The organism is Telmatospirillum siberiense, assembly GCF_002845745.1.
GTDB classification, from domain to species: domain Bacteria; phylum Pseudomonadota; class Alphaproteobacteria; order Rhodospirillales; family Magnetospirillaceae; genus Telmatospirillum; species Telmatospirillum siberiense.
In genome coordinates this window covers 35,137-49,275 of record NZ_PIUM01000021.1, presented here as the reverse complement: position 1 = coordinate 49,275, position 14,139 = coordinate 35,137, and the positions used below count along the sequence as shown (strand labels likewise).

Genomic DNA, 14,139 nt, shown 5'->3' with positions numbered 1-14,139 from the left:
TCAAATCTCCACGCCCCGGCAAAACCGAGGTGTTGTTAGTTACAGAATTTCGCGCTTCGGTTCAAGCGTGAAGACGTCGAACAGGAAAGAAAACGCCGGCCCCGACGACCGGCGCTTCCCCCATCCTACTTCGTCTCGATCGCGTCGCTCGCGTTGGCCAGGGCCTTGGCCAGCTCGAAAACCCGCTTGCGGATCTGCGGATCGGTGATGCGGTAATAGGCGCGCACCAGTTCCAGGGTCTCGCGCTTGGTCATCGGATCGGCTTCGAGCGACACCGGCAATTCCTCGACGAGACCGGCGACGATCATCCGCGGGCTTTGCAAAGAGGTGTCGTCGGACATGTCGTCGAAGAAGAAGGAGACGGGAACGTCGAGCACCCGCGACAGATCGAACAGACGCGACGCGCCGATCCGGTTGGCGCCGCGCTCATACTTCTGCACCTGCTGGAAGGTCAGGCCAATGGCCTCGCCCAGCTTTTCCTGGCTCATGCCGAGGAGAGTACGACGGAGGCGAACGCGCGCACCAACATGCACGTCGATCGGATTGGGTTTTCCCGAAGCCGTCCGCCCGCGACCGGATCGGCGAACGGGGACGTCGGTTTTCAAAGGTTTGGTATTGCTAGCGGCACGGGCCATGGCGATTCCATGAGAGAAGGATGTTGACATCGAAGGTCGGTGATCGCGGACAGACGAGCCTGATCGGATTGGCTGTCACGCGCTATCACTTTAGGCATACTACTCTATACCAGTCAACATACATCAGTTACTGAAAGTCGCTCCACCCCTCCAGGAATTCAACCAGCCCTAAACACCCGCAGCCAAAAAACGAGGCAAAACATAGTCAATACCCATAAAACCAATGGGGCGAACAGGCCGAATCGCGCGAACGGCATTTCCGCCGGCAGCGGTGTGGGCAAGTCGGCATCGAGAATGCCCCGGGTGCCCAGCGGCAACCGGGCGAGAACCCGACCGTAAGGATCGATCACTCCGGAAATGCCCGTATTGGCCGCCCGGACGAGAGGCAGGCCTTCCTCGACGGCACGCAGGCGGGCCGCGGCGAAATGCTGATAGGGACCGGCGCTGATGCCGTACCAGCCGTCGTTGGTCAGATTGAGCAGCCACCCCGGACGATGGGTCCGGTCCACCACCTCGCCGGGAAAGATCACCTCGTAACAGATCAAGGGGCCGGCCGGGGGCAAACCGGGCAGCAGCAGGGTCGACACGCCCGGACCGGGCGTGAAATCGACGCTGCCGGCGGTAATCTTGTCGAGGGGCAGCAGGCTATGCAGCGGCACATATTCCCCGAAGGGCACCAGATGGGCCTTGTCGTAGGTCGCCGCGATATCACCTTGCCGCGTCAGGGCGAGCATGCTGTTCCACACGCGAAACGGTTCAACGCCCGGCGGCGTGCCGCGGACCGCGCCGGTGATCAGCAATCCCCCCGGCGGCGTGACCGCGGCGATCAGGCTCCGTGCCACGCCGTCGCGCTCAAGGAAGGACGGAGCCGCCGTCTCCGACCAGATGACGTCGGTCACCTTGTCCCAGCCCGGCGACAAGGTGAGGTCGAGATGCTCCTGGAGATGAGCCATGCGCATCTCCGGCTTCCATTTCAGCGTCTGTTCGATGTTGGGCTGCACCAGACGCAAACGGACACCCGTCACGGTGGGCACGCCGCCATCGGCCAAACGCACGCTTCCCCAGACGGCGACCATAGCCAGCACCAGCAGGCTGGCCACCACCGCGCTCCGATGGGACCGGCTGGGACGGACCAGCAGGGCGGGCATGGCGGCGGCGGCGACGGTCAGCAGCCCCAGGCCATAGGTTCCGGCGACGGCGGCGAACTGCACGACGGGCAGGACCGGCATCCAGACCGAACCGATCAAATTCCAGGAGAAGCCGGTGAAGATCCAACTGCGCACCCATTCGAACAACACCCAGGCCAACGCCAGCGCCAGGACCCGGGGCACCCCGGGCGGCGCCAGACGACGGGCGAAGAAGGTGGCGGCGCCGACGAAGAGGCCGAGCAGGCCGCCCAGGCCGAAGACGGCGACGGGGACCAGCCAGCCGAAGCGAACCGGGTCGACGAGCAGGGCGTAGGAAATCCAGTAGAGTCCCAGGGAAAAATGTCCGAAGCCGAACCAGCAGCCGTCGGTGAACGCCTGGCGGCCCCCCGATCCGCCGTCGAGCAGGAGAATCAGGCCCGGAAAGGCAATCCACAGGAGGGGAAGCGCATGGATGGGCGGCAAGGCCAGGGCGGCCAGGACACCAAGCAAAACGGCCAGACCGCGCCGCCGCCAGCCATGCTGGTGGGCGAGGCGGAGAGCGGCGCCCGCAAGGCGCGAAAAAAGGGCGTTCAAGCGGCGCGATCCTCCGGCTTCGGCACATTGCGGACCCTAAGACGCTTGATCCGCCTGGGGTCGGCGTCGACCACTTCGAATTCCAGTCCCGAGGGATGATTGATCAACTCGCCGCGCGACGGAACCCGTCCGGCCAGGAAGAAAACCAGACCGCCCAGGGTATCGACGTCCTCGCGGTCCTCGTCGTCGAGCAGCGGCCCGACGCGCGCCTCCAAATCCTCGATCGGCAGACGGGCATCGGCTTCGATCACGCCGTCGGGGCGCTCGATATAATCCGGCTCGACATCGTGGTCGTGCTCGTCCTCGATTTCTCCGACGATCTGCTCGACCACGTCCTCGATGGTCATCAGGCCATCGATACCGCCATATTCGTCGACAACCAGGGCCATGTGGGTGCGCTTCAAGCGCATCTCCAGCAAAAGATCGAGCAGGCGGATCGACGGCGAAACGAACAGCACTTTCCGAACGATCCGCTGGAGGCTGAAGGGCTTGCCGGAGGCCACCAGCATCAGCACGTCCTTGATGTGGACCAGGCCGATGGCATCGTCGAGCGTGCCGCGAAAAACCGGATAGCGGGAGTGCCCGTGGGTGTTGATCACCTCGATCAGGCCTTGCAGGGTGACCCGGGTATCCACCGCCACGATATCGGCCCGGGGCACCATCACATTGTAGGCGGTGACATCGCGCAGTTGCAGGATATTGCCGAGCAGTCGGCGCTCATGTTCGTCGATGGGAATCGACGCCTCTTCGCGCTCCTCGAACAGTTCCTCAAGGGTTTCGCGGACCGATTCGCCCGATTTGCCGCGGCGCAGGCTCTTCAGCCATGCGCGCAGCGATCGGACCAGGGATTCGTCGTTGGCCCCGTTTTCACGGGGCGATCTACTGCCAGAAGGGTCGTTCATGTCCGTTCAATCCGCTCCTCTCCCGCTTCGGAACCTGGCGGCAGGGCGTAAGGATCGGCAATGCCGAGACCGGCCAATATGACCCTTTCCCGACCCTCCATTTCCTCGGCCTCGGCCTCCTCCAGATGGTCGTAGCCCAGCAGATGCAAAATCCCATGTACCAACAGATGCGATAAATGATCGGCCAGCGGCTTGCCCTCGGCCAGCGCCTCGCGCGTCGTCGTCTCGAAGGCCAGCACCACGTCCCCCAGCATCAGGGGGCCGTCCGGCACCGCTATTTCATCATCGCCGTCCAGCGCGGCGAAGGACAGCACGTTGGTCGGCTTGTCCTGCCCGCGATATTGCCGGTTCAACTCCTGGACCATGGCATCGTCGGCCAGGACCAGACTGACCTCGACCTGCTCGGGCGTGCCGCGGGACAGAACCTCACCGCTGCCGTCCAGGGCCGCCAGGACGACGCGCCGGCACAGGCCCTCGACGTCCGCAAGGGCCTCGCTCCAGTGCTCGCAGGGCATGGCCAGATCGATCTCGGCCTCGCTCACGATGCCCCTCCTCCGTTTCGCCCCTCGCGGTGGCGATCATGATTGTCATAAGCGCGGACGATCTCGGCGACCAGGCCGTGCCGAACCACATCGCGGTCGGTGAACCGGACGACGCCGATCGAAGGCACCCCCTCCAGAATATCCAGGGCATCCTTGAGCCCCGAGCGCGAACCGGCAGGCAGATCGATCTGCGACAGATCACCCGTGACCACCATGCGCGAATGCTCGCCCAAACGGGTCAGGAACATCTTCATTTGCACCGGCGTGGTATTTTGCGCCTCGTCGAGAATGACGAAGGAACTGGCCAGGGTGCGGCCGCGCATGAAAGCCAGCGGCGCCACCTCGATGTCGCCGGCGGCCAGCCTTTTCGCCACCTGATCGCCCGGCAGCATGTCATGCAGGGCGTCGTAGAGCGGACGCAGATAGGGATCAACCTTGTCGCGCATGTCGCCCGGCAGAAAACCGAGGCGCTCACCGGCCTCGACGGCGGGGCGCGACAGGATGATGCGGTCGACCTCGCCCTTGACCATCATGGAAACGGCCTTGGCGACCGCCAGATAAGTCTTGCCGGTACCGGCCGGCCCCAGGCCGAACACCAGTTCCCGCTCGTCCATGGCGCGCATGTAATCCGCCTGGACGGGAGAGCGCGCCGCGATGTGGCGCTTGCGCGTGATATAGACGGGCCGATCGCCGCCGGGCAGCCCTTGCGCGACCATGCGCAGCGCGGCATCGATGTCGGCCGGCCCCACTGGCTGGCCATCCCTCAATCTGCGATAAAGCTCATCGAGAACGGTCAGGGCCTCTTCGACCCGGCCGGCCGGACCGTCGATGGCCACCGTATTGCCACGGGAGGTCACGCGGACGCCGAGTTGCCGCTCGATCCGTTCGAGATGAGCGTTGGTGGGACCGAACAACATCTGCAACAAGGCATTGTCGTCGAATTCCCGGATGATTCGGGCGTTATCGGACAAAGAATCGGTCACGCGCAGGCTCGACGCTCCAAAAGGGTTGCCGCCAGGGAATTGGGATGCGCGCCGATCACTTGCAGGCGCTGGACCGTGTTCAACATGGTCTCCGGAGCGGTGACAAAGACCGATTGCATGTAAGGGCTGCGGCCGATGAGCTGGCCGGGATGGCGGCCCGGGCGGTCGAGAAGCACGTCGAAACTCCGTCCGACGCAAGCCTGGTTGAAAGCGACGGCCTGGCGTCCGATCAAGTCCTGGACGGCGGCCAGACGCTCCTCCTTGCGGGTTTCGTCGACCTGATCGTCCATCGCCGCCGCCGGCGTTCCCGGCCGTGGACTGTATTTGAAGGAATAGGCCTGGGCGAAACCGATATCGCTGATCAACGCCAGCGTCGCGGCAAAATCGGCGTCGCTTTCGCCCGGAAAGCCGACGATGAAATCGGACGACAAGGCGATATCCGGCTGCGCGTCGCGCAGGCGACCGATCAGGCGACGGTAATCGTCGGCGGTATGCTGCCGGTTCATCCGGGCCAGGACGCGATCCGAACCCGACTGCACGGGCAGATGCAGGAACGGCATCAATTGAGGAATGTCGCGATGGGCGGCGATCAGATCGTCGCTCATGTCGCGCGGATGCGATGTGGTGTAACGGATCCGCTCGATCCCCGGCACCTCGGCGAGAGCGCCGATCAGACGGCCCAATCCCCAACCTTCGCCGCCGGGCCCCTCGCCGTGATAGCCGTTGACGTTCTGTCCCAAAAGGGTGATCTCGCGCACGCCCTGATCGGCCAGACCCTTGGCTTCGGCCAGTACGGCCGAAACCGAACGGGAATATTCGGCGCCACGGGTGTAGGGCACGACGCAGAAACTGCAGAATTTGTCGCATCCCTCCTGCACCGACAGGAAGGCCGCCGGTCCCTGCGCCGACGGCGCCGGCAGATGATCGAACTTCGGCTCGGCGGGAAAATCGGTTTCCAGAACCCGGCTCCCGGCACGGCTGGCCTGGGCGACCATTTCGGGCAGCCGATGATAGGTCTGCGGGCCGAGAACGATATCGACGTAAGGCGCGCGGGTCAGAATCTCCTCGCCCTCGGCCTGGGCGACGCAGCCGGCGACGGCGATGATCAGCCCGCCCCGGCCGGACCGGTCCTCCTTCAGCAGGCGCAGACGTCCCAGCTCCGAGAAGACTTTGTCTTCGGCGTGCTCACGGATGTGACAGGTATTGAGGATGACCATATCGGCCTCCTCGACCCGTTCGGTGGCCCCATAGCCCAAAGGCGCCAGAACGTCCGCCATCCGGGCGGAATCATAAACATTCATCTGGCAGCCATAGGTTCTGATGAAAAGTTTCTTCGCCAAAGATCAAATACTCAAGTATGGAGAAGGGAGAGACAAGCCCCCCACCTGTTGATAACTAACATCGGCTGGGGGGAAGTCAAGTTACCCAACCGTAACGGAGCCCGTCAGCGGAGCCTGGCCGCCGCGACCGGCAAGAGCATCGACGACCCCCCGTCTTATGACGTCGTGGCAGTGATCGGCCAGCGCCTTCCTGGAGCCGAACTGGTCGAGTGTCACCGCCGGATAAAAATCGACCTCGACCGTCACGCGGCCCAGGCCCAGCATCGTCCATAAGTGGGGCGCCAGTTCCATGTCACCGTACCAAGCGTAGTAAGGCCGCCAACCCCGCCCCATCGGCAAGCCGCCGAGATGCGTATAGGCGAGCGAAAGGGGCTGCACGGGAAGCGGCCGGCCATCCGGCAGGCGGGCCTCCGCCACCGAGAGCAGGGCGCTCTTGAACGGCAGGACCCGGTTTCCGTCGTTGCTGGTGCCTTCGGGAAACAAAACCAGCGATTCGCCCAATTCCAACAGACGGCCGATCATCAGATCCTTCTGGACCTTGCTGCGCCGCGCCCGCCGCTCGATGAAGACCGTTCGGCCCAATTTCGCCAGAAAACCGATGCCTGGCCACTGGCCCACCTCCTGCTTGGCGACGAAAGCGGCCGGCACCAGGGCGCCGATCACCGCGATATCGAGGTAGGAGGCATGATTGGCGACGAACAGCAAAGGCCGATCCGGGCAAGGCGTTCCCCGGACGATCAGGCGAATGCCGAGGATGTGGACGGCGCCGCGCCAAAAAAACAGGGCGACGCTCCGGCAGGGCCCGACCAGACCGCTCGCCCCCAAAAGAGCGACGGCCGGCACGAGAGCCAGCATCCAGAGTACAAACGCGCACAACCGCAGGACGGCGGTGACGGGCCTGTGCATGGCCTTGGTCTGACTGAGGCCGTCGGCCTCCGTTTCCGTTGATGGCCGGTCCGTCATGGCGTGCCCCCGGACCCGGCAACCGTGCGCGACGAAATCATAGATTGCGCGTGGCGGTACGGTCGTAATGACGGAAATATTTGTCGGTGATCAGATCCGTCTTGACGATCACGCAGACATCCGTGGTGTTGAACTGGCGGTCGATCACCGCCCCGTCACCGACGAATCCTCCCAACCGAAGATAACCCTTGATCAGGGGGGGCAGCTCGACCACCGCGCGGCGCGCGCTGAGCGAGTCGGCCGGCAGCAAATTCATCTCGGCGAACAGTCCCGGCAAGGCACGCGGCCGGATCGATTCGGGAGCCAGATGATTGTGATAGAGGAAACTGAGCGGCACGGCCAGCGCCTGCGGATCGGTCCCGTGGAGACTGGCGCAACCGAACATCAGATCGATGTTGTGGGAAAAGACATATCCGGCGATGCCCCGCCACAGGCATTGCATGGTCATGCGGGTCCGGTAAGCCGGATCGACGCAGGAGCGCCCAAGCTCCAGGACATGTCCGGGGAAGGCCGCGATCTTGCTGATGTCGTATTCGCTGGCGGTATAGAATCGCTGGAATTTCGGTGTGTCGCGCCGTTGCAGGCGGTAGGTGCCGACCACGCCCTCGGCACCGGCCCCCCTCTTGCGGTCGATCACCAGGAGATGGTCGCAAACGAGGTCGAACTCGTCAAAGTCGCGCCCCTGGGCAGCCATCTCGGGCGTCGGCAGCGCCCCCATCTCGTCGTAAAAGACGCGATAGCGCAAACGCTGCGCCGCTTCGACTTCGTCGGAAGACGAGGCCAGACGCACCTCGAGGCTAGCCGCTCCCGCTTCACCCACGTCGGACACCTCGGCTATCATTATCCCTCGTTCGACATTCGGCGCCGATGACCGCCGGCCGGAATCATTGAGTCTCGCCGTCCTCGCCGGCCGTCAACGGCACGGCATAGAGTTCGAGCCGATGCCCGACCAACCGATAGCCGAACCGGCGTGCGATTTCGCGCTGTAAAGCCTCGATTTCGGGATTCTGAAACTCGATGACGCGACCGCTTTGCACATCGATCAGATGATCGTGATGCGCCTCGGGTGCCTCTTCGTAACGGGCCCGTCCATCACCGAAATCATGACGCTCGAGGATATTGGCCTCCTCGAACAGGCGGACCGTCCGATAGACGGTCGCAATGCTGATGTTCGGATCGATCGCCGTTGCCCGTCGGTAGACTTCTTCGACATCAGGATGATCGACCGCATCGGACAGCACACGGGCAATCACCCGACGCTGCTCGGTCATTTTCATCCCTCTCTCGATGCATCGCTGTTCGATTCGCGAGATCATGACCGGGTTGTAACCGATATATCAAAGAATTTGCAACGACAAACGCGGAGCCGCCGTGAGGGGGTCTCTCGGCGGCTCCGGTTCGGATTCAACGCTTACTGAGCAGCGCGGCGACGCTTGCGCGGCTTGGTCCCCAGACCGATCTTCTTGGCCAGGGAACTGCGATGCTGGGCGTAATTGGGCGCGACCATCGGATAGTCGGCGGCCAGTCCCCAGCGATCGCGGTATTCTTCGGGCGACATATTGTAGGCTGTCTTCAGATGACGCTTCAGCATCTTGAGCTTCTTGCCATCTTCCAGACAAATAATGTAGTCGGGCGTCACCGACTTCTTCACCGGAACCGCAGGTTGCGGACGCTCAAGAGCAACCGGAACGGTGCCCACTGACGACAGCGTACGGAATACTTCGTGAATGAGCTGAGGCAAATCAGTCACGGCCACGGTGTTATTGGCCACATGGGCCGCCACGATCTGCGTGGTAAGAGCCAGCAGTTCGTTTTGGTTGGATTGATCAGACATTGTAAGGCGGCCTTCTAATTACAAAAGCTGGCAGCTTATATAGTTTGTTTTAGAAGCCATGGCAATATACAATGTTACCCAGACAAAACTTCGGAATATCCCGTGACTGAGATCGTTAACTACTACCTGGACATCATCAACGAGCTATGTCCAATGACCTTCGTCAAGACCAAGTTGGTGATTGAAAAAATGCAGTCGGGAGACAGACTGGAGGTCCGTTTGCGGGGAGGGGAACCCATTCGTAATGTCCCCCGCTCCGTACGAGAACTGGGGCATCTCGTTTTATCTCTGGAACCGGAACCGGGCGAACCTGTCGATGGCATCCATAAATTGTATATTCAGAAGAGCTGATTGATCTATGCGATGGTCGCCAGAGGACGCCGCATCACCAATGCGTCGATGACATTCCCATAGTAATGAGGGCGGCAACCGACTTGTTCGAACCCCATCGCTGAATAAAGAGCCCGCCCCGCCTCATTATCCGCGGCCACTTCCAAAAATATGACGGCCGCGCCGCCTGCCGCCGCCTCGGTCATCCCATGGTCGAGCAGACCTTGCGCCAGCCCTTTCCGGCGATGGGTCGGCAGCACCATGAGGGTCAAGACCTCGGCCTCGTCGCCGGCCGTCCTGCACATGATGAATCCCCGTGGAAGTTTTCCCGCCTCGGCCGCCAGAAAGCCATAGGTTCCGGGCATGGCGAGAAGCTCCCGCATGGCCTTTTCGTCCCAGGGTTCGGTGAAGCAGATCCGATGCATGCCGGCCAGCAAGGCGGCGTGCGCCGCCTCGATCGGCAGAAAATCGACGCTCATCATCGGCAGACAGGCTCGCTTTGGCCAGGTTCCCGACGCGCGGGCAGGGTGACGTCCGGCGGTCGCAAATAGATCGGCTCGGCCGGCAAGGCGGTGCCCGCGGCATGGCGGACGGCCGCGAGCCGGGCGACGATCCTCGCGTCGGGATGGACCGGTGCCGACGACAGCACGGCGTCGGGCCTCAGCGCGACCAGACGTTCCGCCGCGTCACCGGCCAGCAACAGGGGACCGGGAGCCAGGTCGAGAGCCTTGACCGGGGCCATTCCGGCCGGCGGTCCCAGGGGCACGAGCCGCTCATCGAAGGCCTGCACGAAAAGATCCGCTCTTTTGCTGTCCACCACCACCAGCAGGGTGCGCCCCCGGCGCTCTTCGGCGGCGACCCCATGGGCAAGCGCCTCGCAGGTACCGATCCCGGCGATAGGAAGGTGGGCGGCCAGGGCGAGACCCCGCGCCGCCGCCAGGCCGATGCGAATGCCGGTGAAAGTGCCGGGCCCGACGGTCACGCCGATGAGCGAGATTTCGGGCCAGCCCAGCCCGGCCTCATCCAGCACCGCCGCGATCATCGGCATCAATGCCTCGGATTGGCCGCGCGTCATGGCCCGCGAACGACAGGCCAGAACGTCCTGATTGCGAAGGACGGCCGCCGAGCAACTTTGCGTACTACAATCGAAAGCGAGTATGGTCAAAATCCGGAAAATCCCGCGGAAACCCACGAAGTGGCGGCTATACTGCCGCGTCCTTCGCCTTCTGCATAGGTTGTCCGTATATGAGTCTGGTCGCCATCCTTCCCCCCGCCTTCGACGTCGACGTGGCGCTCGCCTATGCGACGGCGGACAATTTCACCGGTCAGCCCGTCTATGCCCGGGCCGACTGCTGGCTGCACGGCGAAGCGGCGGCACATCTCAGCCGCGCCATTTCCCTGGCGGCCGCGCTGGGCCTGCGCCTGCGCATCTTCGACGCTTTCCGTCCGCAGGAGGCTCAACGGCTTTTGTGGAACCACACGCCGGATCCGGAATTCCTCGCCGATCCCAAGAGCGGATCGACCCATTCGCGGGGTGTCGCCGTCGATTTGACGCTGATCGACGGCAACGGCCAAGCCCTCGACATGGGAACCGGCTTCGACGCCTTCACGCCCTTGTCGCATCACGGCAACCAGACGATTTCGACGGAAGCGCAGAAAAATCGCTTTCTGCTGCAGGGAATCATGACGACGGCGGGATGGGCGTTCTACGCCAGCGAATGGTGGCACTACCAGCTTTTCAACGCCCATGGCCGTTTCCCGCTGCTGAGCGACAGCATCCTGCCTCGACCGATGTTGGGATAGGGGCCGAGCGCGGGCTTCACGCCCACGCTTGCCGGAGTCATTTCAAAGCCGTTCAAGCGATCCGGCAGGCTTCGTCGAATTCGAGGCGCGGCAGGCGGGGCATCATGGCGGTATCGTCGCCGTAGCCCAGATTGACCAGGAAATTGGAGCGGATTTGGGTTCCGGCGAAAAACGCCTGATCGACCTTGGCGTTGTCGAAGCCGCTCATCGGTCCGGCGTCGAGGCCGAGAGAGCGCGCCGCCAGGATCAGATAGGCGCCGGACAGGCTGCTGTTGCGGAATGCGGTCGATTCGATCATGGCGTCATTTCCGACGAACCACGCCTTGGCATCCACATGCGGGAAGGTCCGCGGCAGATTTTCATAGAAGGCCAAATCCTGGCCGACGATCACCGTGACCGGTGCCGACATGGTCTTCTCGAGATTGCCGGCGGCCAAAGCCGGCTTCAGTTTTTCCTTACCCGCCGGAGAGGTCACGAAGACGAAACGCGCCGGCTGGGCGTTGGCGGCGGTCGGACCCATGCGAGCCAGATCGTAGACGGCCCTCAGCAGATCGGGACCGACCGGCTTATCCATCCATTTGTTATGAGTTCTCGCGCGCCTGAACAGAAGATCAAGATCGGCCGAAGAGACGAGATTGGTCATCAATTGCTCGCTAAAATGGTTGCCACGCTACGCAGGTTCAGTCGGGCGGCGTCGAAATCCTCCAGCGCGTTGCCGCGGATGATCGCACGCAAGGTCGTCACATAGTCATCGCCGCGCTCAGAATAACGATGGAGCGTGGCGGACAGTTCGAGCGAATCGATCCCGCCGCGGGTCGCACGCATGCGGGCGCGCATCTGGCGAAACTCCCGATAGGCCCGATGGGTGTTGAGATTATGGGCGTAGGAAGCGACGGCTTCGGTCAGGCTGGCGAAGTTGCGGTAATCCCAGTCGCCCGAGGCGCCTTGCCCGAATTGACCAAAAATGGCGTTTTGCTCGCGGGCGATGCGCGACGTCCCCCACCCGCTTTCCTCAATGGCCTGGGCCAGGGCGAGGGAGGGTGGAATGACGTCGACCTTTTTCAGCAGAACATCGACGTCGGCGTCGGGCTGATCGTAATTGTCGGCCAGAGCCAAAATCCACTGCACGTCGGTCGCCGACAATGTCTCGCCGCGGGTCATCGCCGCCTTGATCATGAGAAGCTTCTGACGATCCACGCCGATCTGATCGTTGATGTGAAGAATCACCGGCAGCAGGGTGCGCAGGAACAGCACCCGACGGGCGTCCATGGCGTCCAGACGGTCGAGATCCGGGGGGAGGCTGGCCAGCAACACCCTGGGCACGGAGATATAGCCCTGGGAAACGGCATCGAGGTCGAACCCGATGCGGTCGAAGGCAGCCTGCAACATCTGGGCGTTGCGGGTTTCCGACTGACGAATGGTATAGGTTACCGGCGGCAAGGAACCGTGTGCCACGGCGACCGTTTGGTGCTCGCCAGGCAAACGCGGCGAAGGAAGGCCGCTCCAAACCAGGGCAAACAGGCCGACAACGAACATCGCCAGCATAGCCAGCAATACCCCGTTGCACAGCGAGGTCCGAGTTTTATGATGCATTCTTCCTCTTTCTCTTTTCCTACCGCTCCCAGTTCACCGGCCCCGCACTCCGGATCCTTCGGTTACTCGATGAAAATGGTATCCCCTTCGCGGTGTGATTGCAATTCTACACCACGGTAATCAACTATTAGATATAGGGGCTCTTCGCTTAGTCCACGGCCTCGACGGCCTGAACTTCCGGCACGTAATAGCGCAGCATGTTCTCGATACCGTGCTTGAGCGTCGCCGTCGAACTGGGGCAACCCGAGCAGGATCCCTGCATATGCAGATAGACCACGCCGTCTTCGAAGTTGCGGAAGATGATGTCGCCACCGTCGTTGGCCACGGCCGGACGAACGCGCGTATCGATCAATTCCTTGATCTGGGCGACCACGTCGCTGTCGTCCTCGCTCACCGCCGCGGCGCGGGCTTCCTCGCTCAACAGAGCGGCGCCCGAGGTGTAATGGTCCATGATGGCGGCCAGCACCTGAGGCTTCAGGACCGCCCAGTCGCCGCCCTCGGTCTTGCCGACGGTCACGAAGTCGGCACCGAAAAACACCCGGCCGACACCCTCGATGGCGAACAGCCGGGTCGCCAGCGGCGACCGCTGGGCTGCGGCCCCATCGGCGAAATCGGCGGTCCCCTGACCCATGACGTCGCGGCCGGGAAGGAACTTCAGCGTGTTGGGATTGGGCGTATTCTCGGTCTGAATGAACATGGTCTACCTCGTGATTCGCGGGTCCCGCTCAAAGGCTGAGCGCGCAAATGCTTCGGCCGGTACATGGGGCAATCGAACCTGTTCGTCAAGGCTAATCGGCCAGACGGAAGATCGCCGACAGGGTGGAAATGGCCGGAACGGCAGGTCATCGGAATCGAAACAATCTTTCTATACCAATGCGTTATCCAACAGCAGGGGTGCCGCCGCGCAAAAAATGTTAAAATGCAATGGATAGTATTTTTTAACATTATTCGAACTGATATTTTTCAACTTATTGGCTCTTCCGGAACCCTCCCGGCTCACGTCAAAGCGTCGATCGCGTCATCGGACAGACTGCCGGGCACGATGGTCAGTGGAATATGCAGCCGATCGAGATAGCGTCCGGTCAGGGCCTGGCACAGCGGACCGGGTCCATCCGGCCCGGTGCCCGCCGCGAGGACCAGGATGGAAATCGACGGTTCCTCATCGATCAATTTCAATAGCTGATCGCGCGGATCGCCCTCGCGGACATAGAGCATGGGCACCTCGCCCGAGGTTTCGTTGACCGTTTCGGCCAAGCGCTGCAAAAGCGCCTCGGCGGCCTGCCGGGCCTCGGCCTGCATCAAATTGCCGATGGCGGCGAAATGTTGGAATTCGGGGGGTTCGAGCACCCGCAGCAAGGCGACCCGTCCGCCGGTGTTGCGGGCACGGCGGCAGGCATAACGGAGGGCCGAGCGCATTTCATCGCTGTCATCGACCACAATCAGAAAGGTCCGGCCGGTTTTCGCCGGGGGCTTGCGTCTTTCCACCATGACGA

Annotated in this window: 18 protein-coding genes; 2 read left to right on the top strand and 16 right to left on the bottom strand. The window is 62.6% G+C overall.

What is annotated here, in order from left to right:
* Positions 1-125 precede the first annotated feature (125 nt).
* The 10 genes from CWS72_RS16980 to CWS72_RS16935 form a co-directional block, all read right to left on the bottom strand.
* Entirely contained in the window at positions 126-635 is a 510-nt protein-coding gene (locus CWS72_RS16980) for a helix-turn-helix domain-containing protein (protein WP_199175743.1), read from the bottom strand.
* A gap of 158 nt (positions 636-793) precedes the next feature.
* Positions 794-2,356: an apolipoprotein N-acyltransferase gene (gene lnt / locus CWS72_RS16975; protein WP_101251816.1), complete on the bottom strand. Its 1,563-nt coding sequence runs from the start codon at positions 2,354-2,356 to the stop codon at positions 794-796.
* Positions 2,353-3,258 (bottom strand): hemolysin family protein, encoded by a 906-nt coding sequence (locus tag CWS72_RS16970; RefSeq protein WP_101251815.1) that lies wholly within the window; start codon positions 3,256-3,258, stop codon positions 2,353-2,355. The genes lnt and CWS72_RS16970 overlap by 4 nt, the downstream gene beginning before the upstream one ends.
* Positions 3,255-3,773: an rRNA maturation RNase YbeY gene (ybeY, locus tag CWS72_RS16965; RefSeq protein ID WP_101251879.1), complete on the bottom strand. Its 519-nt coding sequence runs from the start codon at positions 3,771-3,773 to the stop codon at positions 3,255-3,257. The genes CWS72_RS16970 and ybeY overlap by 4 nt, the downstream gene beginning before the upstream one ends.
* Before the next feature lie 23 nt (positions 3,774-3,796).
* A complete protein-coding gene (locus tag CWS72_RS16960) occupies positions 3,797-4,717 on the bottom strand; it encodes a PhoH family protein (RefSeq protein WP_101251878.1) in 921 nt (306 codons plus the stop codon).
* 62 nt (positions 4,718-4,779) lie between these two features.
* Positions 4,780-6,123, bottom strand: a complete 1,344-nt coding sequence (gene miaB / locus CWS72_RS16955; RefSeq protein ID WP_101251814.1) for a tRNA (N6-isopentenyl adenosine(37)-C2)-methylthiotransferase MiaB — start codon at positions 6,121-6,123, stop codon at positions 4,780-4,782.
* Positions 6,124-6,204: 81 nt separating this feature from the next.
* A complete protein-coding gene (locus CWS72_RS16950) occupies positions 6,205-7,086 on the bottom strand; it encodes a lysophospholipid acyltransferase family protein (protein WP_241911774.1) in 882 nt (293 codons plus the stop codon).
* A gap of 37 nt (positions 7,087-7,123) precedes the next feature.
* Entirely contained in the window at positions 7,124-7,927 is an 804-nt protein-coding gene (locus tag CWS72_RS16945) for a GNAT family N-acetyltransferase (RefSeq protein ID WP_101251813.1), read from the bottom strand.
* Positions 7,928-7,970: 43 nt separating this feature from the next.
* On the bottom strand, positions 7,971-8,402 hold the full coding sequence (locus CWS72_RS16940; protein ID WP_101251812.1) for a Fur family transcriptional regulator: 432 nt from the start codon (positions 8,400-8,402) through the stop codon (positions 7,971-7,973).
* 95 nt (positions 8,403-8,497) lie between these two features.
* On the bottom strand, positions 8,498-8,920 hold the full coding sequence (locus tag CWS72_RS16935; protein WP_101251811.1) for a Ros/MucR family transcriptional regulator: 423 nt from the start codon (positions 8,918-8,920) through the stop codon (positions 8,498-8,500).
* Between the two features lie 102 nt (positions 8,921-9,022).
* On the opposite strand from CWS72_RS16935, the gene CWS72_RS16930 reads away from it, so the two are divergent.
* Entirely contained in the window at positions 9,023-9,271 is a 249-nt protein-coding gene (locus CWS72_RS16930) for a sulfurtransferase TusA family protein (RefSeq protein WP_101251810.1), read from the top strand.
* A gap of 5 nt (positions 9,272-9,276) precedes the next feature.
* On the opposite strand, the gene CWS72_RS16925 is transcribed toward CWS72_RS16930, so the two are convergent.
* Both CWS72_RS16925 and tsaB read right to left on the bottom strand, forming a co-directional pair.
* Positions 9,277-9,732, bottom strand: coding sequence for a GNAT family N-acetyltransferase (locus CWS72_RS16925; protein ID WP_241911773.1), 456 nt, complete (start codon positions 9,730-9,732; stop codon positions 9,277-9,279).
* On the bottom strand, positions 9,729-10,415 hold the full coding sequence (gene tsaB, locus CWS72_RS16920; protein WP_101251876.1) for a tRNA (adenosine(37)-N6)-threonylcarbamoyltransferase complex dimerization subunit type 1 TsaB: 687 nt from the start codon (positions 10,413-10,415) through the stop codon (positions 9,729-9,731). Before tsaB ends, CWS72_RS16925 begins: the two co-directional genes overlap by 4 nt.
* A gap of 80 nt (positions 10,416-10,495) precedes the next feature.
* Between tsaB and ddpX the strand changes: the two genes are divergently transcribed.
* Positions 10,496-11,053 (top strand): D-alanyl-D-alanine dipeptidase, encoded by a 558-nt coding sequence (ddpX, locus tag CWS72_RS16915; RefSeq protein ID WP_101251808.1) that lies wholly within the window; start codon positions 10,496-10,498, stop codon positions 11,051-11,053.
* A 52-nt stretch (positions 11,054-11,105) separates the two neighbouring features.
* On the opposite strand, the gene CWS72_RS16910 is transcribed toward ddpX, so the two are convergent.
* The 4 genes from CWS72_RS16910 to CWS72_RS16895 all read right to left on the bottom strand — a co-directional run bounded on the left by CWS72_RS16910 (position 11,106) and on the right by CWS72_RS16895 (position 14,134).
* Positions 11,106-11,696 (bottom strand): malonic semialdehyde reductase, encoded by a 591-nt coding sequence (locus CWS72_RS16910; protein ID WP_101251807.1) that lies wholly within the window; start codon positions 11,694-11,696, stop codon positions 11,106-11,108.
* Positions 11,696-12,646 (bottom strand): glucosaminidase domain-containing protein, encoded by a 951-nt coding sequence (locus CWS72_RS16905; protein ID WP_101251806.1) that lies wholly within the window; start codon positions 12,644-12,646, stop codon positions 11,696-11,698. Before CWS72_RS16905 ends, CWS72_RS16910 begins: the two co-directional genes overlap by 1 nt.
* Positions 12,647-12,794: 148 nt before the next feature.
* Positions 12,795-13,343: a NifU family protein gene (locus CWS72_RS16900; protein ID WP_101251805.1), complete on the bottom strand. Its 549-nt coding sequence runs from the start codon at positions 13,341-13,343 to the stop codon at positions 12,795-12,797.
* A gap of 299 nt (positions 13,344-13,642) precedes the next feature.
* Complete coding sequence (locus tag CWS72_RS16895) at positions 13,643-14,134, bottom strand: universal stress protein (protein ID WP_101251875.1); 492 nt, start codon at positions 14,132-14,134, stop codon at positions 13,643-13,645.
* Positions 14,135-14,139: the final 5 nt, after the last annotated feature.

Excerpts from the sequence above, each read along its gene's own strand:
- CWS72_RS16980 (WP_199175743.1), bottom strand. The coding sequence starts at position 635 with ATGGCCCGTGCCGCTAGCAATACCAAACCTTTGAAAACCGACGTCCCC.
- CWS72_RS16970 (WP_101251815.1), bottom strand. The coding sequence starts at position 3,258 with ATGAACGACCCTTCTGGCAGTAGATCGCCCCGTGAAAACGGGGCCAAC.
- ybeY (WP_101251879.1), bottom strand. The coding sequence starts at position 3,773 with ATGCCCTGCGAGCACTGGAGCGAGGCCCTTGCGGACGTCGAGGGCCTG.
- CWS72_RS16960 (WP_101251878.1), bottom strand. The coding sequence starts at position 4,717 with ATGTTGTTCGGTCCCACCAACGCTCATCTCGAACGGATCGAGCGGCAA.
- CWS72_RS16950 (WP_241911774.1), bottom strand. The coding sequence starts at position 7,086 with ATGACGGACCGGCCATCAACGGAAACGGAGGCCGACGGCCTCAGTCAG.
- CWS72_RS16945 (WP_101251813.1), bottom strand. The coding sequence starts at position 7,927 with ATGATAGCCGAGGTGTCCGACGTGGGTGAAGCGGGAGCGGCTAGCCTC.
- CWS72_RS16940 (WP_101251812.1), bottom strand. The coding sequence starts at position 8,402 with ATGATCTCGCGAATCGAACAGCGATGCATCGAGAGAGGGATGAAAATG.
- CWS72_RS16935 (WP_101251811.1), bottom strand. The coding sequence starts at position 8,920 with ATGTCTGATCAATCCAACCAAAACGAACTGCTGGCTCTTACCACGCAG.
- CWS72_RS16925 (WP_241911773.1), bottom strand. The coding sequence starts at position 9,732 with ATGATGAGCGTCGATTTTCTGCCGATCGAGGCGGCGCACGCCGCCTTG.
- ddpX (WP_101251808.1), top strand. The coding sequence starts at position 10,496 with ATGAGTCTGGTCGCCATCCTTCCCCCCGCCTTCGACGTCGACGTGGCG.
- CWS72_RS16910 (WP_101251807.1), bottom strand. The coding sequence starts at position 11,696 with ATGACCAATCTCGTCTCTTCGGCCGATCTTGATCTTCTGTTCAGGCGC.
- CWS72_RS16905 (WP_101251806.1), bottom strand. The coding sequence starts at position 12,646 with ATGCATCATAAAACTCGGACCTCGCTGTGCAACGGGGTATTGCTGGCT.
- CWS72_RS16900 (WP_101251805.1), bottom strand. The coding sequence starts at position 13,343 with ATGTTCATTCAGACCGAGAATACGCCCAATCCCAACACGCTGAAGTTC.
- CWS72_RS16895 (WP_101251875.1), bottom strand. The coding sequence starts at position 14,134 with ATGGTGGAAAGACGCAAGCCCCCGGCGAAAACCGGCCGGACCTTTCTG.